We start from the raw sequence: 26,081 nt of genomic DNA on the forward strand, positions 1-26,081 counted from the left end.
GAGTTATCCTCCTATCCTGTAAGCTATCGTTCCCCTTCGGTTTCAACTACTTCCCGATTTCAATTCCCTCAAACGGATTTTCATCACGATTGGCCGGGAATACAAAATTCGTAATCTTTTTCTGATATACTGCGGTTTTCTTAATATACGAAATAGGCACAATGGCAGATTGCTCCTGAAGGGTCGTCAGAATCGAAGCATACAGCTCTTGACGCTTGGTTTCATCAGTCGATGAGAGCGCTTCGTGTACCTGCTGATCCAGATCCTTCTTCATCGGGAGTGCGCTCAGTGTTTCGGAAATCCCGAAGCTCTTCTTGGCAATGACGTTAATAAAGGAATGCGGATCATAAGGCGCACCATAGTTGTACCAGAAGTACAGATCAAACTGATTGGATCTAAGGCGTTTGATTTGAACTGTCAGCTCCAGCCCGGTCAGGTTCACCTTGACACCCAGCTCTCCCCATTCCGCCTGAATGGTTTCAGCCATCGCCTTTTGGATCGGATCGGTTTTATCAAAAATCAGCTCAAAATCCAGCTGTTGTCCGTCCTTCTCTCGTACCGAACCACCTGCGGGCAGCTTCCAGCCAGCCTCATCCAGCAGCGCTTTGGATTTTTCCACATCATAGTCAACGGACTGTAAGTCCACATTGGTATACGGATAGTTTTTGGATAAGACAGTATCCGCTTTTTCCTCCAGCCCAGAGGTCACGCCCTCCACCATCGCCTGCTTGTTAAAACCATGCTGGAGCGCCAGTCGTACCCGAAGGTCTGCCAGCTTGGGATTGGACGAATTGAGCAACAGGCTTCTTGTACCGACAGGCTCGGACAGCTTGGTCACATACTTATCTGTGTCGCGAAGCTGCTTGAAAGCATCCAGACTAATGACGCCCTCTCCGTAAATCAGGTCCAGATCGCCTTTCTCAAAGGCCATTACACGTGTTTCCCCATCGGGAATGATTTTTACGATAATTTTATCTACCTTTGGTGCAGTACCCCAATAATTCGGGTTACGCTTAAAGGTTGCATATTCATCTTGCTTGTATTCATCCAGCATCCAAGGCCCTGTACCTACAGGCTTCTTGATGCCTTTGGACGTATCTCCATCGTCCGGAAACCCGGCTTCACCCAGAAAACGGAACGGACGAACAACAGACAAATCCTGTAGCACCGGATAGTATGGCTCCTTAAGCGTCATTCGGAAGGTGCTGTCATCTACGGCTTCGGTTTTGTCGAGCACGCCCACCACCCCAAGCCAACTGTGCGTTTTCTCATTTTTCATAACAGCGTCAAAATTCTTTTTAACAATAGCCGCGTTAAAAGGTGTTCCGTCAGAAAATTTCACGCCCTTGCGCAGCTTGAACGTATATATTTTGCCGTCCTTGGATATGGTCCAGGATTCAGCCAAAGCAGGCTCCAGCTTGCCTCCTTGCTTGTAACTGACTAACGGCTCATAAATCATGGATTGTGCAAAAAGTTGGGAAGGATTGTATACGTGAGGATTCATCGTACCAATGTCGCGCGGCCATGATAGCGTGATCGACTTTTCATTGGCAGCTCCGTCAGTTGAGGTGGATTCAGGTGTATTCTCCTGCTTCGCGCAGCCCAAAATAACGGATAATAAGAGGAGCGTCACCAACATAAGGGTGGCAGTCTTGCGTTGTCGAACGGACATCAATGGTTTTCCCCTTTTCTATGTACGTGATAATGATTATCATAATCATATTTAGAATAGGTATCACATCCTATTTTGTCAACAATATTCGAAAAAGAAAGCTCGTTTTTATTTTAAATTTGTAGAATATGAGAGGTATGGCTCATTCCGTCAACGTTTGAAAAAGGGTACGGGTGTATCCATGCCGTAACAGGTTTTCATCCCACTCCTGAAATATCTCCACGATCTCCCCCTGATACATGACGGCAATCCGATCGCAAAACGTGTGGGTGGATTGAAGATCATGGGTGATAAACAGATAGGATAGCTGGCGCTCCACCTGCACTCTTTTGAGCATGTCCAGCACAGAAGATTGCGTTGCCGTATCGAGATTGGCGACGGATTCGTCGAACAAGATGATTTCCGGCTCCACTGCCAGCGCACGGGCGATGCATACCCGCTGCTTTTGTCCGCCGCTTAGCTGTGATGGGTATTTCTCCAGACAGTCAGCCTCCAGCCCCACCGATTTTAGCAGGGACAGACAGATCTCCAGCGCTTGCGCTTTTCGTTCGGGAAAATAGTTACAAATCGGTTCCTCCAAAATATCTCGGATCATCATTCGGGGATGCAGCGAGGAAGACGAGTCCTGCGTGACCAACTGGATTCGCTTGTACAGATGGATATCCTTCATCCTTCCGGTGTGAATGGGCTGGTCATCCAGCCAAATCTCACCCGAGGTTAACGCCTCCAACCTTAGGATACATTGTGCCAGCGTACTTTTGCCGCTTCCGCTTTCGCCAACCAGTCCGAGGCATTCTCCCCGTTGCAACTCCAGACTCACCTGCTTCACGGCTGCCTGCTCACTATCTTGCTTGTTGAACCAGCCTTTTCTCCGTCTACGGACAGGAAAGACTTTGGTCACTTGCTTTAATTCCAGTATCATTCGTGCATCCTTCCTTCCGGGCTCATCTCCAGCACACGATCCGCAACACGGCTTACACCCTGACGATCGTGAGAAATCAGCAAAATGGTGAGATCCAAGTCCTCTCTCAACTGCTGGAACAATGCCAGAACCTTGTCCCGGTTGATAACATCCAGCGCCGTCGTAGGCTCATCGGCAATAAAAAGGCGCGGACCGGAGCTTAGCATCGCGGCCAGCAGTACCCTTTGACACATCCCTCCGCTTAATTCAAAAGGGTACGAGGATAAAATATGCTCAGGGTCTGCAAACCCTACATTGCTCAATAAAGAGCACAGATAAGCCTCCTGCGCTTGGGTAGCGTAGCCTCCAGCCATCTGTGCAATCCCGCTCAGCATCTGCCGCATCCGGGGCAGCACGCCCTGTGGGGCGGCATGCTGCGGTGCAGCAAGGGAGGGAGCAGCATCCGCATGCCCCTTCTGCACGGACGGTATCCAGCGCCGCCCGTGCAGTCTAAGCGTGTCCGTCAGTTGGGCACGGACGGTACGGATCGGATTCAACCCGCTCAGCGATTGTTGAATGAGCAGGGCAATGTCCTCACGGCGCAGCCTTTCCCAGCGCCGTTCGTTGAACGGGACGATGTCCTCCCCGTTATAGTACATATGCCCCTGGGTCACGCCGATTCCCGCCTCCAGCATACCCGAGATTGCGTGCGCGGTCAGACTCTTGCCGCATCCACTCGGCCCAGTCAAAGCCACAATTTCCCCTGGATACACAGAAAAGCTGACATCCCGGAGCAGCGGTTGGTTGTCGCTTATCCGTATTATTTTCCCATTCGCACCCGGCTTCCCACCTGCTGCTGCGCCAATACGTGTACCCGCTCCTGTGCCTACGCGGCATATCTCCAGATGTTCCACGTGCAACATTGGCTTGCGCCCTGCCATATTCCCTTTCATATGTCCTGTCCCATCCTTCATTCTGCCGCCCCCTTTTCCGAAAAACGGTCACCGAGAAGCTGGCACGCAAGCACAAACAGCATAATCGCTAAACCCGGAAAAATCATGACATGCGGCGCCACCTGAAAATACGAGGTTGCATCATGCAGCATCACGCCCCATTCCGGCTTAGGCGGCTGTACACCCAGCCCAAGAAAGGAAAGTCCGGCAACCATAAGCACCACTCGCCCGATGTCCCAGACCGCATACACAAGCAGCTGTGGCAGCACTTGTGGCAATACATAACGTCGCAGCACGCGCACATGTGAATTACCGGATAAACGGGCATACCGGACATAGTCCTCCTGACAGGCTTTTTGAACAAGGGTGCGAATATACCGAACATACCCGGCCCACCGTACCGCAATAATCGCTAAGGTCATGTTTACAAAGCCCGGACCCAGGATACCCACAATCGCCACCGTCAAAATGATATCGGGAAAAGCTAGCACGCCGTCAATGACCCGCATGACTAACTGGTCCACACGCCCGCGCACATAGCCAATGAGCAAGCCTATCGGCAAACTGATGCACAGCGTAGCCGCTGTAATCGCACAGGCAATCAATACGCTTGTCCGAATCCCGTAAATCAGCCGCGACAGCACATCCCGCCCCAAATGGTCGGTACCCATAGGATATTCTCGGCTGGGCGGCTCCAGACGCTTCAGTAGATCGACATTGAGAGGATCATGAGGGGCAACCCATGGAGCCAGAAGCCCGAGCAGTCCAATCAGGCCCAGCAGCACTCCTCCTGTCAGTAAGCTCCCTTGGAAGGACAGCCGCATGTTTTTCATTTTCAACTTCCTCCCCTAATGCAAACGCAGCCTGGGATCTACAGCAGCCTGGACCACATCTACCAAACACTGAACACCTACGATTAAAAATGCAGCAAAAATAACATACCCCTGAATCACCGGATAATCCCTCTGCGTAATCGCATCTATAAAATACTTGCCCAAGCCCGGCCATGAAAAAATCGTCTCTACGATAACATTGCCCGCCAGCATAAAAGACAGATTCGTGCCTAACAGCGTGATGATTGGCAAAATCGCATGCTTGAATATCTCAAAAAATAGAATATGGGTGCGAGAAAAGCCTCTGGCCTTCGCCGCCTTCACAAAATTCCGGTCACCCAGCTCCAGCATTTGGGCACGCAGCACACGGGCTTGCACAGCCCCCAAACCTGCCCCAAGGGTCAGCGCTGGCAGTACCAAATGAGTCCAATCTTCCCGACCCATGGACGGGAGCCAGCCCAAACAGACAGAGAACAGGTAAATCAGCAGAAAGCCAAGCCAAAAAGAGGGAATGGACGATCCCAGCAGTGCAAACAGCCTTCCCAGACGATCCAGCCAACCGCTGGATTTTACCGAGGCAGCCAGTCCCATTCCAAGAGTCAGGACCGTCATGACAACAAAGCCCGCCGAAGCCAGCTCCACAGTAGCGGGCAGTCTGTTCCACAGTTCGGTTAGCACCGACTCCTTGGATACATAGGAGGTGCCCCAGTGCCCTGTGAACACATCCCGCAGCCAGTTCACATACTGAATATGGAGCGGCTCGCTCAAGCCCAGCTCCTTCCGCAGCGCCGTCAACGCCTCCTCAGAGGCAGGCACATTATGCGCGGTGAGCAGAATGGTAGCAGGGTCGCCGGGAGCCAGCCTCATCAGCACAAACGTCAGCGTGGATACAACAAACACAATGATGATCAACTGCGCCACACGTTCCAGGATAAAACGAATCATAGGGTATGCAGCCCGTTATTCCGCAATATCGGATTGCGCCGTAATGTAGTAATACTCAATCGGATGCGGCGTGAAGCCCTTTACCCCTTTTTTCGCCCCAAATACATTGTCCGGATGAACAATGAACGACTGCGGCAAATCCGTATTAATGATATCCAGCGCTTGCAGTGTCACAGCATTACGTTGCGCTGTATCCTTCGCCAGCTTCAAGCTGCCAAGAAGGTTCTCCAGCGGTTTGGAACTATAACGGCTTACATTGGCTTCGCTTTTAGAGGAATAAAACATGTCCATAAAATATTGCGGCTCCCCCGTATGGGCAGTCAGCATACTGTACATGGCAAAATCCCAATCGTTTTTGGTTAGCGCGTCGTCGATATTTTCCACCTTGCGGATCTTCACCTGGATGCCCTCTTTCAGCAGCTGGCTCTGAATCACCTCAGCCATGACCGAAAGCTCTGGACGCTGAGGGAAGGTCAGCAACGTAACCTCGAACGGCTTGCCTTGCTTGGTCCATGTACCTTGGGCATCCTTTTGCCAGCCGTCTTTTGTCAACAACTGCTCCGCCGTGCCGTCCAGCGCTTTACGTTCCACCTTGCCGAAGGGGAGAATGCTCGGGAATGGGCTGCTTGCCTCCGTACCATAGCCTCTCATGATCGCACTCACAATGGATGCACGCGGTATCAGGCTGTCCACTACTTTGCGGTTAACGGCATCCTTGAACACAGGCGACTCCATGTTATACACGATCATATGGGTGCGCAAAGAGGGAGCCGACAGCACTTGCAGCTTATCGTTCTTTTTCAATACCTCCGCGTTATCCACCGGAATATCGGTCGCTACATCTACTTCGCCGGATTGCAGCGCCAGCAGGCTCGAATTGCCATCCGTGATGAACTTCATCGTTGCTTCAGCCAGCCGGGCCTTCTCGCCCCAATATCCGTCATAACGTTCTACGACCAGTGATTGATCCTTGTTGAACGCTTTAATTTTAAAAGCACCTGTCATCGCAGGGTAGCTCTGCTCATCCTTCATGGACGCTACATCCAGTACAATCGTGGATGGATCAGCCAGATTGGATACCAGCGCTGCATTCGGCTGGTTTGTCGTGATTTTCAACGCCAGCGGACCAGCTACATCAATGGACTTCACGTCCAGCAAATCCTTTGCCAGATGGCTTTTCTCGATGGATCGCAGCAGAGAAGCTTTTACTTTTTCCGCATCCATACTCTTTCCATCATGAAAGGTGACCTTATCCCGCAAGCTGAACGTCCAAACTGTGGGACTGTCCTGCTTCCATTCCTTGGCCAGCCAAGCCACTGGCTCCAGCTTTTCATTCAAACGGATAAGTGTCTCGCCTGCACCAGAACGCATAACATCCCAGCTATTATCGCCATGCGGGTCAACACCTGACGGCTTCCACGTATACGCCATCACCAGCTTTTTGTCCGTTTTGGCTTGTTGTGTCGATGCATTCTCACCCTTACCGGAGCTTTCCACCGTTTTATTGGTTGTGGAGCATCCCGCCAGAGCCATAACTGCCAGTAGCAGCAGCACCCCTGTACCTACGAACCATGAAGGCTTTTTACGATTGCTTATCATCTTATTTATCCCCCTCTGTCTTGTCATTCGCAAATATCTTGTCATTCACAAATACCTAGCGCAAAAAAAGCATCCCCGACCGCTTGATCAGCAGTCAGAAATGCTTTCATTATCAAATGCCAAAGCTCACCTCAAAGCCACCCCTCAAGCATAGAAGGGAACGGATCGGTTTCAGACATTCTGTATGCAGCACGCCCAACCACCTCCCCAGCATCCCGTGGGTCTGACAGTGATGTTAAAACAGGCAGGTCTCCTGACTTCAGGCTTATCTCTCAGGCCTTCCCGGTTCCTCACAGTTCCAGTGGCTGTTCTGAAAGCTCCAGCATACCCCTGCTGATGCCTGTATACAGTGGCGGGTCCGTGTCGGAATCTACCGAACTTCCCTTTTAAGTGAACACGCACTCTCTACATAGTCTCAACGAAACCCTGTGTATAGAGTAGTCCGGCTCACACCTGTTTTCTTCCTTTATTCGTTTATATTACGATTTAGAACTATCTTATTTTGTTGTTACAGGCTTGTCAACAAATGTCGTATAATAATTCAAATTTTAATGATACAGCGGGGAGCAAAGCTATGACTTTGCGTTGCAAGGCTGTCAATAAATGTCGTATATATCCGACTAATGGACCCTTGCTAGTACAAAAATATAGATAAATATATTCATATATACCATTAAAAGGTTGATATAGTTTGTAAGCTCACTTATGCTATCTATGGATTTACAAATATTTCAAGGAGGCAATTTGTTATGAAGGTAAAGTTTCTTCCTCAAGCAATTCTGGCTACAACGTTATTCATCTCGTGGGGAATCGTTAGTCCAGCAATCTCCCATGCTGAGAAAGAAGAAAAAATCCCTGACCAAATGTTAGCAGGTACAATCATCCAATTTGATGAGAACAATAACATGGTTGTATTAGAAAAAGGAACTCCTGTGCCTGAACCACAAAAATCTCTAGCTGCTATTGCCCCACTCACTGCTGAACAACAAATTGAGCTAGATAAAGAAGAAGCACTGATTAAAGAAATCAAAGAAGAAGCTAAATCACTGCCGGTATATCATATTGATAACCCTGCGCCTCAGCCTGGTCTAAAAGTAATTTATGATGGTGAAGGTTATATCAAAGATATTATCTTGCCTGATCAAAAGGAAAATGCGATTACTACTAATAATGTTTCACTTCAGGCATTACCACGCGGAACACGCAAAGCACCAGGGTCTTATACATACGGGGCACATAATAATGAAATCGTCATTACCGGAACATCGAGCGGCAAGGTCCAAGGCACAGGAAGAGGAACAAACTTTACGGACTCTACAGGTGAAAATTCCAATTCACTAAAAAGAGGCGACTGTGCAACAAAAGGGGCTATCGATAATCCAGAGTTTGGAACAAAAATTTCTGTAAGAAATATTGATAACAATAATGTCCATGATTTCACTAAGGCTGACAATGGAAGTCTGCCGGATGCTGTTATTGATATTTGGAAAACTGGTGTGCAGGATTTAGGCTTGACATGGAGCTCGTCTCTCTCATTTTCGGGAAGATATTTTTATTCGTTCTAATATCTTCATATCGAAAGAAGGATAGGGCCTACGTCCTATCCTTTTCCCTATTTAAATTGTCAATATTCAATCATTAAATCCCTCGTCTTAGAAAGGATGTATCCCTTTGAAAACAAGCGACATTCGCTTAATTATAATTTCCTTGCTCGTTCCAGCTCTATTATCTGCCTGCTCTCCACCTTCTACTCCAGCAGCAGAATCAAATCCATCGAAACAAATCCAATCAGGCGAAAAGTCAGCTCCACTCGAACAAGGCCAATATCTATCCATGACCTATACTGAATATGTGAATGGGAAAAATACAGATAAAGGTATGGTTATGCGGGTCATGACGTATGATTTGAGCAGCAAAAAAATGACCAAGCTGGCCGATGTTCCTTATACCTCTCAATATCCACTTTCTGTAGTGTCATTACCTGATCACAAGATTTACTACTCTGCTGATGTTGATAACAAGGGAGATCAATTATTTTCGTTCGATTTGAATTCAAAAAAAACCGAGCAACTTTCCGATAATTTGTTTGCCATTAATCGTATAGTACCAACGACTCCAGAAGGTCCACTCGTTCTAGCTGCGGTCAAAAAAGGAGAACGTACACTTAAAACTATTTTCTATAATAAATCGACTCATACAATGCAGTTCTTGCATGATGAAAATCAGGATAAGCACACCTGGTCTCTAGCCTATAATTCCGCAAAAAATACTGTTTACAATACACAGTTTTCAGAGAAAGAGCAAGATAAACAGTCGGACATTGCTTCACAGAAAAATACGTTCACAACGCCCACAAACTATACTGTTACAGAAATCAACAACGAAACCAAACAAGAGCGGCCTGTCATCACACTGAAAAACGAACAAATCCTGTCAATGTCCAGCAGTAATGATCAGTTACTCCTGGTCACTGCCCGTTTCATTAATCACGGCAACCCCGAGTATAGCCTTGTCGATATTGCAACTGGTAAACGCACCAAGTTAGAGCTACCCATTTCATCCCGCAGCTTTATCTATATGTCCCCGGACGGCAAGGGCATCTACTATTTAGGCAGTGCCTCCCAGAAAAATCAGGAGGAAGGGAGCGGCGTATATTATTATGATTTCACATCAAAAATCCAAACTCCAATCTTCATACAGGAAGAGGGTTTTATCAATAACTTCATGCTGCTGAACAAATAAATCATTCTGAATAACCCCATGCCAAAAAGCCGGAAAAAGAGACTTACGTCCTCTCTCCGGCTGTCTTTACCTAACCCTAATCATTAAACCTTTTGCGGAACCTCCGCCACCGTCACACCTTTGACTGACTCGCCCTGTTTTTTCGTTAAAACGATATTCAATACAATCGCTGTAATCGAGCCGGATACGATGCCGTTTTGCAGCAGCATTTTGGCAAAGCTCGGCAGTTGGTCGAACATTTGGGGCAGCACAGCAGAGCCGAGGCCCACCGCAATACTACATGCCGCGATCAGCAGATTACTTTCCTTTCGCAAGTCCACTTCTGACAAAATAGACATGCCCGATGCAGCAACCGAACCGAACATAACGATCATCGCCCCGCCCAGCACAGCATTGGGAATCACTGTCGTTAAGGCAGCCAGTTTGGGCAACAGACCAAGAACAACCATAATACCACCCGCAGCAAAAATAACGTTCCGCGACTTGACGCGTGTCAGTGAGATCAGACCTACATTTTGCGAGAATGCCGTGTAAGGGAACGCATTAAAAATACCCCCGAGCATAATCGCAAGTCCTTCAGAGCGCAGCCCATTGACGATTTGCTTCTGCTCCACCTTTTGATCAATCGCCTTGCCTACCGCCAGGTAAACGCCCGTGGACTCGACCATACTGACAATGTTAACGATAATCATCGTACATACTGCCATAATGCTAAACTCAGGCTTGCCAAAATAAAACGGCTGCGCAACACTCACCCAAGACGCTTGCGCCACTGGAGCAAAATGCACCATCCCCATTGCATAAGCAACCACCGTGCCTGCAAACAAACCGATGAGCACAGAAATTGAGCGCAAAAAGCCTTTGGCCAACCGATTCACGAGCAGAATAACCAGCAAAGTAACTAACGCCAGCAGCAAATTACGCGGCTGTCCAAAATCCGCGCTGCCCTGACCCCCTGCTACGTTATTCATCGCCACCGGAATGAGGGACAAGCCGATAATCGTAACCACCGAGCCCGTAACCACCGTCGGGAAAAAGCGTAGCAGCTTGCCATACAGCGGTGCCGCGAGCACCACGAATATACCGGATAAAATAATGGCTCCGTACGCGGTCGCCAAATTCGAGGTCGAGGCAATCGCGATAATTGGCCCCACCGCCGTAAACGTACAGCCCAGAATGACAGGCAATCTACTGCCGAAAAACCGCGTGCCCATAATCTGTAATAACGTAGCAATCCCGCAAGTGAACAAATCGGCAGCCACCAGATAGGCCATCTGGGCTGGTGTCAGATGCAATGCTCCCCCTACAATGAGAGGTACGGCAATCGCTCCAGCGTACATCGCCATCACATGCTGGAAGCCCAGTGCGAATAACTTTTGTTTGCTTAACATCCCACATTCTCCTTAACAGAAGAAATCACCGCACCCGCTTCTTCTATAAAATGAACCTCGCCCGGTGCCATGGAAGCGATACGTGCAAGAGAGCGTACGACAATGCCTCTTTGTTCCAGCAGTCCACGGCCTTCCTGAAAGCTCTTTTCGATCACGCAGCCGACCCCAGCCAGTTCCGCTCCTGCTTCCTTCACAATATCCGTAAGTCCGACCAATGCTGCGCCAGTCGCCAGAAAATCATCCACGATCAGCACATGGTCGCTGGCATCGAGATATTTTTGGGAAATACTCACCTGATAGGTTTCCTGCCGTGTAAACGAGTGGACCTCAGCGAAGTATACCTGCTCGTTCAGCGTGATGGCCTTCTTTTTCTTCGCATAGATAAACGGAACACCCAATGCAATGGCTGTAGCCATGGCAAACTGAATACCGCTTGCTTCAATCGTAAGCACCTTTGTAATGGGAGCAGCGCCGAAAAGACGTGCGAACTCCTTACCAATCTCCAGCGCCAATGCTGTATCTACCTGATGGTTCAAAAATGAATCTACCTTTAATACCGTGTCGGATAAAATCTGTCCCTCTTGACGAATACGTTCCTCCAAAACTTTCATGATGCGGGTATCGCTCCTTCTTTACTATAAAATAAACCTGCCAAAACCAAAAAAGGACAGGCTCTCTTGAGTTGTTTCTCAAGTGAAGCCTGTCCCTGGGGTTGTAGTCCCTGACGGATGAGCGCACAAATAAATGCCGCATTCATCCGAAGCCGATGCGCTATCACTCATAGTCGGACGATTACTGTGGTCGTCCGGTAGAAACTTTTGGGCCATATCCCCAATATTATACGAGTCATATGAAATTGATACCTTGTATACTACACCCTCTGGCGGGCGGTTTCAAGACTATTTTTCATACAGACAGCGGCACTTGAAGAACATTCCACAATTCGAACATTACAAAACATCGTCCCCCTCCGATTAAGGTACATATATTGTAGAAAACGGATATTAATTCACATAAAAAAACACAAACAATATTATATTTTATTTATAATTTGAAAAACAAAAATAAAACCATATATTTAACTTCCGTTTATGTTGACTACACAGAAAAACGGAAGTAGTATTGAATTATATAAGATGTAAAGAGGCAGGAGCTTCGACTGCCATGACTTCACCCGCGTAAGGAGATTTTATATGGATAACTATCTTGCTGTTGATATTGGGGCTTCAAGCGGAAGACTCGTAAGTGCAACCCTGCAAGGTGGCCAGCTTCACTTGGAAGAGCTTCACAGGTTTGGCAACTCCTTTACGGAAAGGGACGGACATGATTACTGGAATGTCGATGATCTGTTTGACGAGATCATAAAAGGACTGCAAAAAGCCAAACAGAAGGGGATTCATTCCTGTACGCTCGGCATAGATACATGGGCTGTAGATTACGTCCTGCTGGATCAGGAAGGTCGTCGCATTCATGATATCTACGCCTATCGCGATGCACGAACTTTTCATGCACCCGAAAGGCTGCACCAGCTCATAAGCAGAGAAGATGTATATGAGAAGACAGGCATTCAGGAACTGAACTTTAACACGCTGTATCAACTGTTCGTCCATGATCAGGGACAGCTTGCCCAAGCCAATAAAATATTGATGGTTCCCGATTATCTGTACTACCGCCTTACAGGCATCATGATGAACGAAACGACAAATGCATCTACCATGCAGCTTTTAAATGTGAAAACCCGGGAGCTGGATGAAGAACTATTGGCCCTGCTCCAGCTTCGCCGTAATCAATTTGCAGCGCTTACCGAGCCTGGTCAGACTCTGGGGGCAATCTTACCAGAGCTTGTTCAGCAGTACGATCTTCCAGACTGCCAGCTCATCGTCGTGCCTACACACGATACAGCCTCAGCTGTGGCGGGTGTTCCGTCGAAGCGGGAAGAATCGTGGGCCTATATTAGCAGCGGAACGTGGTCACTTCTGGGAATGGAGCGGCAACAAGCCTTGAATACCAAGGCAGCCATGCAGGCGAACTACACCAATGAGTGGGGAGCTTACGATACGTACCGTTTTCTGAAAAACATTATGGGCCTATGGATGATTCAGGAGGTAAGAAGAGAGGGTGGTTCCGCTCTTAGCTTTGCCCAATTGGCCCAATTGGCTTCGGCAGAAACGCCGTTTGCCAGTCTCGTTCTCTGCAACCTGCCCGCATTTTTAAACCCGGATAGCATGACTCTTGAAATTCAACGATTCTGCGAGGAAACGGGGCAACCCATTCCCCGGACACCAGGTTCGCTCGCCCGCTGTATTTTCGACAGCCTGGCCTTGAGCTACCGGGATGCCTTACATGAGCTACAGCGTTTAACAAACGAAACGGTTACCCGACTGCACATTGTCGGCGGAGGCGCTAATAACGAATTGCTGTGTCAGCTAACAGCCGATCTTTTGGGGATTGAGGTTCACGCAGGCCCTTCGGAGTCTACGGCCATCGGTAATATTGTCGTGCAGCTCATCAGCATTGGCGCTCTTGACGATCTCCAAGCTGCTGGCAGCGTCATTGCCCAATCCTTCCCGACCCAGTTATATCAGCCGAGGACAGTGGATGGACTGGGAGAAGTTCTGGATCGCTGGGAAAATCTCAGGAAGCAAACAGCGTCCTCTATTCAGATATCTCGATAAAGGAGTAAACCCATGAATCAAGCCATTGAAGCCAGTTATAACGAAGCGAAAAAGCTGTATGCCCGCCACGGTATTCAGGTGGATGACGTTTTACAGAAACTTTCAGAGATCAAAATATCATTACACTGCTGGCAGGGAGATGATGTTCAGGGCTTCCTGTTCAAAGACAAACAGCTTAGCGGGGGCATTGCTGTAACGGGCAACTACCCGGGTAGAGCAGGTACACCGGATGAATTGCGTCAGGATTTAGAGAAAGCCCTGTCGCTCATTCCGGGTCAACACAAGGTCAATCTGCACGCCATCTATGCGGATACTACAGAACAAGTGGATCTGGATCAATTGGAGCCGCGCCATTTTCAGAACTGGGTAGACTGGGCCAAACAGCAGGGATTGGGGCTTGATTTTAACCCCACACTGTTCTCCCACCCCAAAGCGGAAGACGGCTTCACACTGAGCCACAAGGACCCGGAAATTCGTAACTTCTGGATCACTCACTGTAAAAAATCACGCAGGATTGCAGAGTATTTTGGAAAAGAGCTTGGTCAGCCATGTGTTACCAACCACTGGATGCCGGATGGTTACAAGGATACCCCCGTTGACCGCTTGGCTCCAAGAGAACGCCTTAGAGATTCTCTGGACGAGATTTTCAGTGAAAAAATCAGTGAAGAATACAACATAGACGCAGTTGAAAGCAAGCTGTTCGGCATCGGTTCGGAAAGCTATGTCGTCGGCTCGCATGAATTCTATATGGGTTATGCGCTGACGCGGGGTAAATCCATTTGTCTCGATTCCGGTCACTTCCATCCGACTGAAGTCATTTCAAATAAACTGTCTTCCGTGCTGATGTTCACCAATCAATTATTGCTCCACGTCAGCAGACCCGTCCGCTGGGACAGCGATCATGTGGTGACCATGGACGACGAATTACTCGACATTGCTCGTGAACTGGTTCGCGGAGAATTGCTTTCCCGAACCCATATCGGCCTTGATTTCTTTGACGGTAGCATCAATCATGTAGCTGCATGGGTCATCGGAACACGCAACACGATCAAAGCACTGCTTCGCGCTATGCTGGAACCGATTGAAGCATTGAAGCAGGCTGAAGAGGAACGGGACTTTACCACTCGTCTTGCCCTGGTCGAAGAATTTAAATCGTATCCGTTCGGGGCCATCTGGGATTACTATTGCGCTCAAAACGGTGTCCCCGTTCGTGAAGAATGGTTGGCCGAAGCGAAAAACTATGAACAACAGGTACTGCTGAAACGGTAACTACCGCATGTATAAGCTTGAATGTTTAAATCATCCAAAGGGAGAGATCACCCATGACTACAGTGTTGGAGAATCATAAAGAACGGAAATCGGAACTGGATATCCCATTCGTCCGCGAGATGGCGGAAATTACGCAAAACATGTGGAAATTCGGCTGGGATGAGCGTAACGGAGGGAATGTCAGTTATATTCTGGATGAAGCAGAGGTAGCCAAATATCTTGATATCCATCATGTTATTCGTACAATCAAACCTGCTTTTCCTGTGAATGAGCTGGCAGGCAAATACTTTATCGTCACTGGATCAGGCAAATATTTCAAGAACGTCCTTGCCGATCCTGAAGCCAATTTAGGCGTCCTTCGTGTCTCGCAGGATGGCGAGCAATTGGAAGTCTTGTGGGGCCTCAAGCATGACGCAGTACCTACCAGCGAATTGCCATCTCATTTTATGAGCCACATTGAGCGCTTGAAGGTTGATCCTAACCATCGTGTTGTGATTCATAATCATGCCACCCATGTCATTGCCATGACCTTCATTCATAGTCTGGACGAAAACCAGTTCACCAAAACACTGTGGGAAATGTGTACCGAATGTATTGTCGTCTTCCCAGACGGTATCGGCGTAATCCCTTGGATGGTACCGGGCTCCAGCGAAATCGGCCGCGAAACGGCCAAAAAAATGAAGGATCATCACGCCGTATTATGGCCTCATCACGGTATTTTCGGAACAGGCAGCTCCATTGATGAAGCGTTTGGCCTGATTGAAACGATTGAAAAAGCAGCGCAAATTTATATGCTCATTGCTAAGCATGATATCCAGCAGCGGATTACGGATCAGGAATTGGCGGATCTGGCTAAAGCCTTTAACGTTATTCCAAAAGAAGGAATCCTGGGCGTATAAACATAGGCTAACCTCATAGCTCACAACTTAAAAAGCTCCACGGCTTGTCTCAAACCAGCCATGGAGCTTTTGTCATGCCAATCTATTCCATAAAGGCTATCACTTAATAGTATCAAGGTTTGATTTTATAACCCTAAATTCCAATGAATTAACTTGTAATTATCCATTCCTTTATATACAATAAAATCAAAACCCCCTTATCTCCAACAAGGAGAGGTGACATTATTGTGAAAAGAGTAAAAAACGAAGATCACTTCGACATTGTGGAAGATCATTATTTCACAGCTACTGAATTGGAAAAATCCAGCGCAATATGGCCAGTCAGGCTCGGTATGGATATTTCCAAGACCAGTTGTCATGTCGGTCCCAAGGTGGTGCCATATTTCTATTTGATTTTTGTGCTTGATGGTCAGGCTGAGTTTATTTATAAGCAAAAGAAATATCATGTGCAAAAGTCCGACCTGTTCTGCTTCTTCCCGCATCTTGCACATGAATATTACACGGAACAGGAGAGCCCGTTGCAAAAGGTATGGATTGGTTTTGAGGGACCCCAATCCCTTTCACTGCTGGAGCGAATCGGGATTAAGCCCTGTACGCCTTTTTTGGCCAACGCAGTAAGTGGGGAAGTCACTAGACTCATCTCGAATTTGTTTTCCATTGTAAATGACAACAGCAGACGTGACAGCGATCTCTCGCGTCTGATTACACTGCACCAGATTTTCGAGGAGCTGTCCCGCAACACATCGGATACAATGCGCAACTATGTATGCTCTGACTATTGGCTACAACAGGGGAAAGATTACATTGATATGCACTATTGTGACCGCATTACGATTGAACAGATTGCCGAGCATGTAGGCGTGGATCGCGCGCATTTTTCACGCAAATTCCATTCCACCTTCCTGATTTCCCCCGCCAAGTATTTGCAAAACCTCAAAATCGATGAGGCCAAAAGATTGCTGGAGCAAACGACTTACAATTTGTCGATCATTGCCCAGTCCATCGGCTACACGGATATGTCCACCTTTTCCAAGGCATTTAAGAAAACAGTCGGGATTCCGCCGCGTGAGCATCGGTTCCGGCATCAAGCCCGGCAAAAAATCCGCACTGCCAACGCTTAATGCACAGTACCGTATGGCGTAGGTTCCATCACTCTTTACCACCCTGTTATTTAGCACAAAAAAGATAGCACGAGTACGCTGGCATGGAGTTCAGTAGCGATACAGGAGAACAACCGTATACGGTGGCTCTCCTTTTTTTATGACCTGATCCTAATTCCTACTTGGTTCTCAGACCTTTCAACGTTATAATAGGCATCAAACCAACAGGAAAGGTACGTGAAACGAATGCTGCGATTCAATGCGATACGTACGGGCTATCTGCTGGGCATCTCACTGGTACTGGCCGCAATTATTTATTTTTTCGCCTCCAATTGGGGTGGGCTGGATCGGACGGTCAAAATTGTGCTGGCTGCTGCGCTTATCGTTCTGTTCTATGGCTTGTCCTTTGTATTTGCACGTATACGCGCTATTCCCGGTCAGCAAGCCTTTCTGTCGAATATATTTCTGGTGGCTGGCTGTATAGCCTTTGGCATTTCCGTGGCGTTGCTCGGTCAAATATACAATTCCCACGCGGACAGTTACGGATTGTTCTTGATTTGGTCGGTTCCGGCTCTGCTGTTAAGCTGGATTACACGCTACAATCCTTTTTATATACTGTCCTATGTATTAATTCATCTCGGTTTGTGGCTTTATTTTTACCCTACGATGCAAAGTACGTCTTATAGCGAACTGGAGTCGCTGTCCATTGCCGGAGTGTTCGCACTGGTCAATCTGGTGTTGTTTCTATTGACATTACTCCATCGCCCAAATTCTGGACCGCTAAAATATATGAGCTTTATCGTTTTCCATATTGCCATGCTGACGATGACTAACTCTTTTGCATTGGATGAATATGGTCTCGTTATGAACATACCATGTATCGCTGTAATCGCTATTGCATTTTATGTGTTTACCAAGGTGCGACTAAGTAAAACGCTGCTCACCTTGAATGCATTGGCGACCTCCGCTTTTGCTGTCTTTAAATTTATCGAGCTGGCGGAAGCGTACTCTTCATCGCTGTTCTTTGTCTTTGGGTTGATTTTTGTGGCGCTGCTGTTGACGGGTAATGTATGGTTTTTCCGTTATTTGAATCGTTTGGGGAAAACACCGCCGGAAGCTGGGGAAATATCCAACGAGAATAAAGGGGATATCGCAAAATCCGATACGGAGACAACGGGCATCAGTACATCAAAGACTGAGACAACCGTTCCCGAGGAACGTAGCAGTGAATGGATCAGCAAAACCGTTTCCCGCATGATCAAGGTAGTCGGAGTGCTGATCGGAAGTATATCCCTGATCGGATTGATTAGCATTAGCACGAATGTAAACCACACCGAATATGTACTGTTGGGTGTGTCGCTGCTGCTTTTGATTTCGATGATTGTCATTCCGGAATCTAAGCTGGATTCTGTCATACGTTATACCTTGCTGACGATCAGCTATATTACAGGCTGGGTAGCCATTCTCTGGTCAGATCAAACGTTGCTTTCGGTACTGTTTTTGATCGTTTCTATTGTAGGATGGTTTCGTTCCAAAGGGAAAAGGCAACTCTTTTTCACCTATACCTTTGTAAACCTGAATTTGGCGACCATTCTATTTCAGCAGTTTCAGGAGTGGGATTCTTGGAACTGGTCCTTTGAGTACATTATCCTCACTCTTTTCTTGGTCAATGCTGTGCTGTATGCAGCAAGTTATTTTATACCCAAGACGGCATCGCGGAAACACCTTCGGGATAGCTCCTTATTTTTCAGCCTGCTGTTTATGTTGTGGGCGACCTTTTTCGAGGATGTCATTCCACACTCTTATGTGCTGATTAACATTCTTTATTTCGTTATCGTTACAGGTATGGTCTTTGCCTTCATCCGACTAAAACAAAAATCGGAGGTCTTCACAAGCGTAGCGTTCTGGTTTATTTTTATTGGCTTCAAATACTATGATTTGTTGTGGACGCTACTGTATAAGTCCTTTACGCTGGCGCTGCTGGGTATCATTGCACTCGGAACTACGTGGTGGGCGGATCGGCGGATGGCCCATAGCGGCAAGACAGCGTTTGAGGCCGACCACCGCAGCTTTAGCTTCATGCGCTTAAGCCCGCTGCTGATCGCTGTAGTCATCGTGCTACAGCTCGGTGTGATCGGCTATCAGACCGTGAGAAGTGAAACCCTGCTTGCCACAGGCACTTCCATCAAGCTCAAACTAGCCCCTATAGACCCTCGCTCTCTGTTACAAGGCGATTATGTCATGCTGAATTACGATATCTCTACCCCTTTTTCGCAGGACAATTGGAATCAGGGCAAGGTTAAAGTCGTGCTTGCTCCGAGTAGCCAAGGAGTATACACCGTTGATCGACTGTATCAGGATGGTGACAAGCTTGCCAATCATGAGGTTATTCTAAATGGAAAATGGAATGATTCACGTATTCAGTACGGTATTGAGAATTATTTCATCCCTGAGGGAGCCGGGCGTAATGTTGAACAGAACGCTCATTACGCTTATATTCGGGTCAGCCGTAATGGTGATGCATTGCTGGAACGTTTGGCGGAAAGCTGACCGGAGACCGTGGTGTTTAACGTACTATCGTGTCAAGTGGGATGCTGTCACGCTGTTAGACAGGCGATACGCCATTAAGTTAACGGGCAGTTTAACGCAACAATATTCTGGAGCGATAGCCTTAGATTCAGGTTATTTAACGCCCCCTATTTGCAAAGGCCTTCAAGATCGAAACATACGTGGTATGTGTGTCCGCAACAGCAGGAATTGCCCTACCGAGCTACGGATGGACGGAGCACCTTAGAATCAGCAAAAGAAACCCGAAGTCTCATAAAAGATTTGGGTTTCTCGTCAATCTGAGGTAGCCTTTAGGACTACTCTTTATTTACTAATATTAAACCAACCTGGCATTGCTTGAATTACATTCCAAAGTTTTTCTGGAATATTAAGCTGGTCGAGTTTCGAAACGTTTAACTCAGAATCCACCTCGGCTTCACGTCCATTTGTGACCTTTTCAACCCAAGTAGGATCTATAATTAACGCATGCCCAATAGCGACTAGCGGCAAACCTAATTCCATAGCTTTAAGAGCATCATCCGGTGCTAGTATGGAACCAGCAGCCATCACAGGTACCTTACCGTTTGCTCTTTCAAGAATTAATTCAAGCCGTGTTTTTTCATCTTGACTATCTACTGGCTTTGAAGACACATTATCTAATGAAGCATGTATATAATCTAAATCCTGTTCAACAAGGATGTCAATTAATTCATATGTGTCTTTCATACGTAATCCGTCCACTTTGGAGGATTCTTCAGGGGAGAATCGGAATCCTAAAATGAATGGTTTTGTAGCATGTTTTTCAATGACATTTTTGATTTCTTCAATAATCGCCAATGGAAAACGCAAGCGATTTTCAAGTGATCCTCCCCATTGGTCCGTCCGTTGATTTGTCGCTGGCGACCAAAAATTCTGAATTAAAAATCCATGAGCCCCATGAATTTCGACGCCATCAAATCCGGCTTCAATTGCTCGTCTTGTTGTGTCTCCAAAAGCACGTACAATCGACAAGATCTCCTCATGCGATAGTTCTCTTGTTTCTGAAGTTGAACCTAAATTAGTAACTTCGGGTTGCAATGCACTCGCACTAACTGCATCCAATCCAGGCACGGCTTTATTGCCAGCATGGAAAATCTGTAGGATCGCAGGAGCGCCTCCACTTTTCGCTGCCTCAGCTAATTTTCGTAAACTTGGAGTAAATTCATCATTGTACCCAGCGAATTCGTTCGTAAAACCCTGCCCATTAGGTGTAACATGAGTACACCCTGTAATGACGAGTCCTACTCCATTCACTCTTTGTTTGTAATACTTTACTTCGTCATCCGAAACGGTAAGATCGTCATTACTTGACCAGGTTGTCATAGGTGCCATAACGATACTATTCTTAATTGTTATTCCATTTCTGAATGTGAAGGATTCAAATAACCTACTGTATTTCTGATTCATTTCATTAACCTCGCTCTCATATTTTCTTTTCTATTTTAGTTTAATTGATTACCGTTACAGCAAGTCAAGTATTTATTTTTATATGATTACATATAGATTTGTTGCGTTGTCATTCTCTTTATGATATATATTTAGTTACAGTAACTGTAACTAAAAGAGGGGACAAGTAGATGTTGTATTCAATGACATATGTAGTGGAGAATTTAAATGTATCTGCAAAGACACTTCGATTTTATGAAGAGCAAGGGATATTACCAAATATATCTCGTGACGAAAAAGGCCGTAGAGTTTATAGTGAACAACAAATAGATTGGATTTCTTTTATTCGTTGCCTCAAAGAGACAGGCATGCCTCTTTCAAAAATAAAGGATTACAAGGAACTTTATGAATTGGGGAATACCACCTATTTGCAAAGAGAAGAAATGTTGATGCAGCATAAATTGGAAGTGCAGAAGAAAATTGACGAAAGTTTCAAACACTTAGAAGAAATAAACTATAAAATTGCCATGTATGAACTTCAGAAAGAAGAGGTTATGAAAAATCCCAACTATAACTTTAAATGTCACGGTCTGGAGAGTAAGATAGTGAATTAATGTACTTAAGCTAACGGATGAAGTTAGTTCAATAAAACCAGCGGCAGCCTAGGGCTTTATTTTCTTTGAACAACTAGTCGTCATTACAAAATAGCAGGCTGAACCAAGCTTCTCCATTGCTGGAGGACAACTGGGTTCAGCCTGCTTGTTTTTTCGGGACAATCGAGGGATCCTCCTTAAGGGCAACCTCCCCCTAACCTCGTCTCCGTTTATACATCTCTCGACCAATTCGCAATCCCTTGGATATCCTCAGGCTGAGTCCGGCAACAGCCACCAATCAGACGGGCTCCTGCTTCATACCATTGGCGAGCACTCTGCCCGAACGTCCCGGTACAGCTCGTACCGTGCCATGTCTTGGTAACCGGGTCATATTCCTCCCCCAGATTGGGATACACCACCACGGGCTTATCTGTATGACTGCGTATTTCGTGGATGAGCGATGGAATGTATTGCGGCAAAGTACAATTAATGCCCACAGCAGCCACTTGCTCATGTTCATCCAGCCATTCGGCGCACGCAGCGGCAGACTCTCCATTGCTGATGTGCTGCCCATCCTTTGCACTAAAGCTGATCCAGGCATAGGTGCCGGGAAATTCCTTTAGCAATCGCGTGATGGCTTTGGCTTCAACCAGACATGGTATGGTTTCACAGGCCAAAATGTCCGCGCCCGCCTCAATCAGTGCTTTCATACGCGGCCTGTGGAACTCTACAAGTTGTTCCTCGCTCAGCGTATAATCACCGCGATATTCTGAACCATCTGCCAAAAACGCCCCGTAAGGGCCGACGGAGGCCGCGACCAGCGGTTTAGGACGATGCTGTTGTTTTGCACCAGTCGTCATGTCTGCCCAAAATTCATCCCGTGCCTGTACGGCAATCCGTACCGAGGACTGAATCAACTCCAGCGCTTCATTTTCGCTTAAACCCCGTTTGACGTAGCCTTCAACGGTAGCCTGATAGCTCGCGGTGATCGCGCAGTCTGCCCCCGCTTCGAAATAGTCTCTATGCACACGCTTGATAGACTCCGGGTGCTCATGAAGTATTTTAGCCGACCATAAGCTGTCGTTCAGATCATGCCCGTGACGCTCCAGTTCCGTAGCCATTGCTCCATCTAGCACGATCAGCGGAAATTCGCCCAGTATATGCTGTATCGGATTCATAGGTTCCTCCTGCTTGTTTCCTCTATTTAACCCACTGATTAAGTTGGAATTAATTCCTTATATTATAGCCTCTATCTGAAATAAAACAATATGCTGAATAAGGAAGAATTAATTCTCCATAATAAGGACGTATACCTAACGAAATGGAGGACATCGGATGATTGACAATCTCGAGAGTAATTACAACTGCGCCAATGCAGGGCAGGATCTTCATCAGCTCAAACAGGAACTCGCTGCGCTTCAGGAACAAGGTGTTAACGACCAAGCTTCCAAGGAAGCCATTCATCGGCTGGAAAACCAAATTTCGTTCATCTTGAACAAATGCGATATTAACCACTAGTTGAGCTTGGCTGTTTCGGTAAAATAAATAAAACCGGCTTGTCTTTTAAAGACAAGCCGGTTTATATGAATTAGTGTATGCAAAAAGGTTCCAAATTCACAAGATTCCCCGTATCTCATCCAACGACTGCACCTTTTCCCGCTGCATCCATTGTTCAAGACCGTAGACCAGTTCGGCTCCTGCTTGCAAGTGGACAAAATTGTACGTTCCCACCTGAATCGCAGCCGCTCCTGCCATCGTAAATTCGATAATATCCTCCACCGAGCTGATGCCCCCCATCCCGATTACCGGAATGGATACCGCCTGCGCCACCTGATGAACCATGCGCAAGGCAATCGGCTTGATTGCGGGACCGGAAAGACCTGCATACGTGTTGGCGAAGACACTCCGGCGCCGACGTATATCAATTTTCATCGCAGAAAATGTATTGATCAGCGAGACACCGTCTGCACCTTCTTCCTCGCACATGACCGCCATTTGCGTAATATTCTCTGCATTTGGGGACAGCTTCACGACCAGCGGAAGCGCCGTCACATTGCGCACCTGCCGTACTACGTCCCGCGCCACCTCCGTCTGGATGCCGAATTGCATTCCACCCTGCTTAACATTGGGACAGGAAATGTTCAGTTCCAGCATATCGACGCCTCTGCGGTTCATTGTGCGCCGTTTTTGCGCATTTTCCGTAATCATGGCTACGGCCTGAACGTACTCCTCCAGATTCGAGCCACCGACATTAGCAATTACAGCCGTGTTCCAGCGCGTCATATCATCCAGCTCATCCTTCAAAAAGGCCGCGACACCCGGATTTTCCAGTCCTACACTATTGAGCATACCGGAAGCTGTTTCATGTATGCGTGATCCGGTATTACCAGCCTTCGGATGAAGGGTTAATCCCTTGCCGACGATGCCCCCCAACAGTTCTGGAGAGTAAAATTCCGCATACTCACGTCCAAAGCCAAATGTACCAGATGCCATGATGATCGGATTCTTGAACGGCACGCCCGCAATATTACACGCCATGGAGATCATCAAAATCCACCTCCTCTACCGGGAATACAGGCCCTTCCTTACACACCCTCTTATTACCTCCACGAGTATGCATGGTGCAGCCCAAACACGCGCCAATACCACAGGCCATATGTCTTTCTGTTGAAATATATAAACGGGACGACGAGCCTTCTGTCTTCTCCGCAAGCGCTTGTAGCATTGGAGTTGGCCCACAGGAAAACATATTCACATAGCGAGCCGGATCGACCTTTTCGACGATGCTTCCCCCTACACGAACCTGCACAGATGCTGCCGCAGCTTCAAAAGCATCCACCCCAAAGGATTGCTGCGCAAATCCCAAATAAACATGTGCATGCGGATAATGCTTTGCAGCCAGCAGCAAGGGGGCCGTGCCCATACCACCGCCAACTAACGCCAAGCTGCCTTCTACCTGAGGAAAACCGTTGCCGAAAGGCCCATCCAACTGAATCTCCTGCCCCGGCTGCAACTGGGAAAACAGGCTTGTCCCTTCTCCAACAACTCGATATAAAAAGGAAATGTCCTCATCCCCGATATCGTAAATGCTGATAGGTCTAGGTAGCAAAGGGTAACCAGTTCCGCTGCGCAGCATGTAAAACTGGCCCATTTCCCCTTTAAAGGTTCCCTCTATTTTCATCACATAAATGCCCGGAACGAGCGCCACATTCGAAATTACGTTAGCCATATAACCCCTCCACTAACCACTCACTATAACGTAAAAACAGCCATGATTACGTGACTATTTTCACATTTATAGACTAAGTTAGGTATGAGTGCTTTTCCTTCTCCTCAAGAATCCAGGCATAAAAAAGCGTACTCCTGTTAAAGAGTACGCTTCTGTATTAACTAATCGCTTCGCGTTCCGGATTGCGACTACCTTTTGCATCCTTGCGGATTTGCTTGCTGCGCAACTGTCCGCAAGCCGCGTCAATGTCGACTCCATGCTCCAGCCGAACACTACAGCTAATGCCTTGTTTTTTCAGAACATCATAGAAGCCCGTAATCGACTCCGACTCACTCCGCTGGTATTGGCTATGCTCATCCACCGGATTGTATGGAATCAGGTTTACATTTGCCAAATTGCGACGGTGGCCTACCAACTCAGCCAACTCCAGCGCATGCTCCTTGGTATCGTTAATATCCTTCAGCAAAATATACTCCAGCGTAATACGACGATTTGTTTTGTCCAAATAATAATCAATCGCTTGCATCAGCTTCTCAATCGGAATCGCCCGATTAATCTTCATGATGCGGGTGCGAGTCTCATTATTCGGCGCATGGAGGGAAATCGCCAAATTGACATGCAGATCGGAATCAGCAAATTCAATAATTTTATCGGCAAGTCCGCTCGTGGACACTGTAATATGACGCGGACCAATCGCCAGCCCTTTGTGATCCTTAATGACCCGGATAAAGTCAGACAGATTCACAAAGTTATCAAACGGCTCGCCAATCCCCATCACTACGACGTGACTGACCCGGTCGCCCGGACGTTCCTGATCCAGATACAACTGCACCTTCATAATCTGCTCGACAATTTCACCGCTAGACAGGTCACGGCTCTTCTTCAACAGCCCGCTCGCGCAAAAGCTGCATCCGATGTTACAGCCCACCTGCGTTGTCACACATACAGACAGCCCAAACTTGTGCCGCATCAATACCGTCTCTATCAGATTCCCATCCTGAAGACGGAACAAGAATTTGACCGTCCCATCCGCTGACTGTTGCTTCACATGCTCTTCCAGCGTTTCAATTGGAAAATGCTCTGCCAACAGGCGGGTACAGTTCTCATGAACCTCCGTCATCGCGGCAAAATCAGTAATCCGTTTCCGATAAAGTGCGTCCCATACCTGCAACGCCCGGGATTTCTTATGTCCACGCTCGATGAGCCATGCTGTCAACTGATCTAGTGTTAATCCATAAATGGATTCTTTTTTCATGTTCGATCCTCTTTTCAAAACGTTAAAATTCGTCTCAGCCATCATTGCATCAT

Annotated in this window: 22 protein-coding genes and 2 riboswitches; of the genes, 9 read left to right on the forward strand and 13 right to left on the reverse strand. The window is 47.3% G+C overall.

Features of this window, described 5'->3' with window-relative positions:
* Positions 1-46: 46 nt before the first annotated feature.
* From nikA to NST83_RS24595, 6 genes are all read right to left on the reverse strand, one after another.
* Complete coding sequence (gene nikA / locus NST83_RS24570) at positions 47-1,672, reverse strand: nickel ABC transporter substrate-binding protein (protein ID WP_342416004.1); 1,626 nt, start codon at positions 1,670-1,672, stop codon at positions 47-49.
* 142 nt (positions 1,673-1,814) lie between these two features.
* Positions 1,815-2,594, reverse strand: coding sequence for a dipeptide/oligopeptide/nickel ABC transporter ATP-binding protein (locus NST83_RS24575; RefSeq protein ID WP_342416005.1), 780 nt, complete (start codon positions 2,592-2,594; stop codon positions 1,815-1,817).
* Positions 2,591-3,547, reverse strand: coding sequence for an ATP-binding cassette domain-containing protein (locus NST83_RS24580; protein ID WP_342416006.1), 957 nt, complete (start codon positions 3,545-3,547; stop codon positions 2,591-2,593). Before NST83_RS24580 ends, NST83_RS24575 begins: the two co-directional genes overlap by 4 nt.
* Complete coding sequence (nikC, locus tag NST83_RS24585) at positions 3,544-4,359, reverse strand: nickel transporter permease (protein WP_342416007.1); 816 nt, start codon at positions 4,357-4,359, stop codon at positions 3,544-3,546. The genes NST83_RS24580 and nikC overlap by 4 nt, the downstream gene beginning before the upstream one ends.
* A gap of 15 nt (positions 4,360-4,374) precedes the next feature.
* Positions 4,375-5,304, reverse strand: a complete 930-nt coding sequence (gene nikB / locus NST83_RS24590; protein WP_342416008.1) for a nickel ABC transporter permease — start codon at positions 5,302-5,304, stop codon at positions 4,375-4,377.
* A gap of 15 nt (positions 5,305-5,319) precedes the next feature.
* Complete coding sequence (locus NST83_RS24595) at positions 5,320-6,903, reverse strand: ABC transporter substrate-binding protein (protein WP_342416009.1); 1,584 nt, start codon at positions 6,901-6,903, stop codon at positions 5,320-5,322.
* Positions 6,904-7,128: 225 nt separating this feature from the next.
* Positions 7,129-7,322, reverse strand: a riboswitch (cobalamin riboswitch).
* 330 nt (positions 7,323-7,652) lie between these two features.
* On the opposite strand from NST83_RS24595, the gene NST83_RS24600 reads away from it, so the two are divergent.
* Together NST83_RS24600 and NST83_RS24605 are read left to right on the forward strand one after the other, a co-directional pair.
* Complete coding sequence (locus tag NST83_RS24600) at positions 7,653-8,468, forward strand: hypothetical protein (protein ID WP_342416010.1); 816 nt, start codon at positions 7,653-7,655, stop codon at positions 8,466-8,468.
* 106 nt (positions 8,469-8,574) lie between these two features.
* On the forward strand, positions 8,575-9,645 hold the full coding sequence (locus NST83_RS24605; RefSeq protein ID WP_342416011.1) for a hypothetical protein: 1,071 nt from the start codon (positions 8,575-8,577) through the stop codon (positions 9,643-9,645).
* An 83-nt stretch (positions 9,646-9,728) separates the two neighbouring features.
* On the opposite strand, the gene NST83_RS24610 is transcribed toward NST83_RS24605, so the two are convergent.
* A complete protein-coding gene (locus NST83_RS24610; protein ID WP_014278827.1) occupies positions 9,729-11,036 on the reverse strand; it encodes a nucleobase:cation symporter-2 family protein in 1,308 nt (435 codons plus the stop codon).
* Positions 11,030-11,647, reverse strand: a complete 618-nt coding sequence (locus NST83_RS24615) for a xanthine phosphoribosyltransferase (protein WP_342416012.1) — start codon at positions 11,645-11,647, stop codon at positions 11,030-11,032. The genes NST83_RS24610 and NST83_RS24615 overlap by 7 nt, the downstream gene beginning before the upstream one ends.
* Positions 11,648-11,797: 150 nt before the next feature.
* A riboswitch (purine riboswitch) is annotated at positions 11,798-11,901 on the reverse strand.
* Between the two features lie 328 nt (positions 11,902-12,229).
* Between NST83_RS24615 and rhaB the strand changes: the two genes are divergently transcribed.
* The 5 genes from rhaB to NST83_RS24640 all read left to right on the forward strand — a co-directional run bounded on the left by rhaB (position 12,230) and on the right by NST83_RS24640 (position 19,529).
* Positions 12,230-13,711 carry a rhamnulokinase gene (gene rhaB, locus NST83_RS24620; RefSeq protein WP_342416013.1) on the forward strand — a complete coding sequence of 494 codons (1,482 nt, stop codon included), beginning with the start codon at positions 12,230-12,232 and terminating at the stop codon, positions 13,709-13,711.
* A 12-nt stretch (positions 13,712-13,723) separates the two neighbouring features.
* Positions 13,724-14,980 carry an L-rhamnose isomerase gene (gene rhaA, locus NST83_RS24625; RefSeq protein ID WP_342416014.1) on the forward strand — a complete coding sequence of 419 codons (1,257 nt, stop codon included), beginning with the start codon at positions 13,724-13,726 and terminating at the stop codon, positions 14,978-14,980.
* A gap of 53 nt (positions 14,981-15,033) precedes the next feature.
* Positions 15,034-15,879: a rhamnulose-1-phosphate aldolase gene (gene rhaD / locus NST83_RS24630; RefSeq protein ID WP_342416015.1), complete on the forward strand. Its 846-nt coding sequence runs from the start codon at positions 15,034-15,036 to the stop codon at positions 15,877-15,879.
* 224 nt (positions 15,880-16,103) lie between these two features.
* Positions 16,104-17,000, forward strand: a complete 897-nt coding sequence (locus NST83_RS24635; protein WP_342418040.1) for an AraC family transcriptional regulator — start codon at positions 16,104-16,106, stop codon at positions 16,998-17,000.
* Between the two features lie 225 nt (positions 17,001-17,225).
* Positions 17,226-19,529 (forward strand): GDYXXLXY domain-containing protein, encoded by a 2,304-nt coding sequence (locus NST83_RS24640; RefSeq protein ID WP_342418041.1) that lies wholly within the window; start codon positions 17,226-17,228, stop codon positions 19,527-19,529.
* Positions 19,530-19,850: 321 nt separating this feature from the next.
* Here the strand turns inward: NST83_RS24640 and NST83_RS24645 are convergent, their stop codons facing one another.
* Positions 19,851-20,972 (reverse strand): NADH-dependent flavin oxidoreductase, encoded by a 1,122-nt coding sequence (locus NST83_RS24645; RefSeq protein WP_342416016.1) that lies wholly within the window; start codon positions 20,970-20,972, stop codon positions 19,851-19,853.
* Positions 20,973-21,142: 170 nt separating this feature from the next.
* On the opposite strand from NST83_RS24645, the gene NST83_RS24650 reads away from it, so the two are divergent.
* Positions 21,143-21,565 carry a MerR family transcriptional regulator gene (locus NST83_RS24650; RefSeq protein ID WP_014278836.1) on the forward strand — a complete coding sequence of 141 codons (423 nt, stop codon included), beginning with the start codon at positions 21,143-21,145 and terminating at the stop codon, positions 21,563-21,565.
* A 209-nt stretch (positions 21,566-21,774) separates the two neighbouring features.
* On the opposite strand, the gene mmuM is transcribed toward NST83_RS24650, so the two are convergent.
* Positions 21,775-22,722, reverse strand: a complete 948-nt coding sequence (mmuM, locus tag NST83_RS24655) for a homocysteine S-methyltransferase (RefSeq protein WP_342416017.1) — start codon at positions 22,720-22,722, stop codon at positions 21,775-21,777.
* A gap of 157 nt (positions 22,723-22,879) precedes the next feature.
* Here mmuM and NST83_RS24660 point away from each other — a divergent pair, with 157 nt between their 5' ends.
* Positions 22,880-23,062, forward strand: coding sequence for a DUF2524 domain-containing protein (locus NST83_RS24660; protein WP_342416018.1), 183 nt, complete (start codon positions 22,880-22,882; stop codon positions 23,060-23,062).
* A 96-nt stretch (positions 23,063-23,158) separates the two neighbouring features.
* Here NST83_RS24660 and NST83_RS24665 read toward each other — a convergent pair whose 3' ends face one another.
* The 3 genes from NST83_RS24665 to rlmN form a co-directional block, all read right to left on the reverse strand.
* Positions 23,159-24,091 (reverse strand): dihydroorotate dehydrogenase, encoded by a 933-nt coding sequence (locus NST83_RS24665; protein ID WP_137060844.1) that lies wholly within the window; start codon positions 24,089-24,091, stop codon positions 23,159-23,161.
* A complete protein-coding gene (locus NST83_RS24670; protein WP_342416019.1) occupies positions 24,072-24,773 on the reverse strand; it encodes a dihydroorotate dehydrogenase electron transfer subunit in 702 nt (233 codons plus the stop codon). Before NST83_RS24670 ends, NST83_RS24665 begins: the two co-directional genes overlap by 20 nt.
* A gap of 157 nt (positions 24,774-24,930) precedes the next feature.
* Positions 24,931-26,028: a 23S rRNA (adenine(2503)-C(2))-methyltransferase RlmN gene (rlmN, locus tag NST83_RS24675; protein WP_283653892.1), complete on the reverse strand. Its 1,098-nt coding sequence runs from the start codon at positions 26,026-26,028 to the stop codon at positions 24,931-24,933.
* Positions 26,029-26,081 lie beyond the last annotated feature (53 nt).

Origin of the sequence: Paenibacillus sp. FSL R10-2782, assembly GCF_038592985.1 — a bacterium.
Classification (GTDB): domain Bacteria; phylum Bacillota; class Bacilli; order Paenibacillales; family Paenibacillaceae; genus Paenibacillus; species Paenibacillus terrae_C.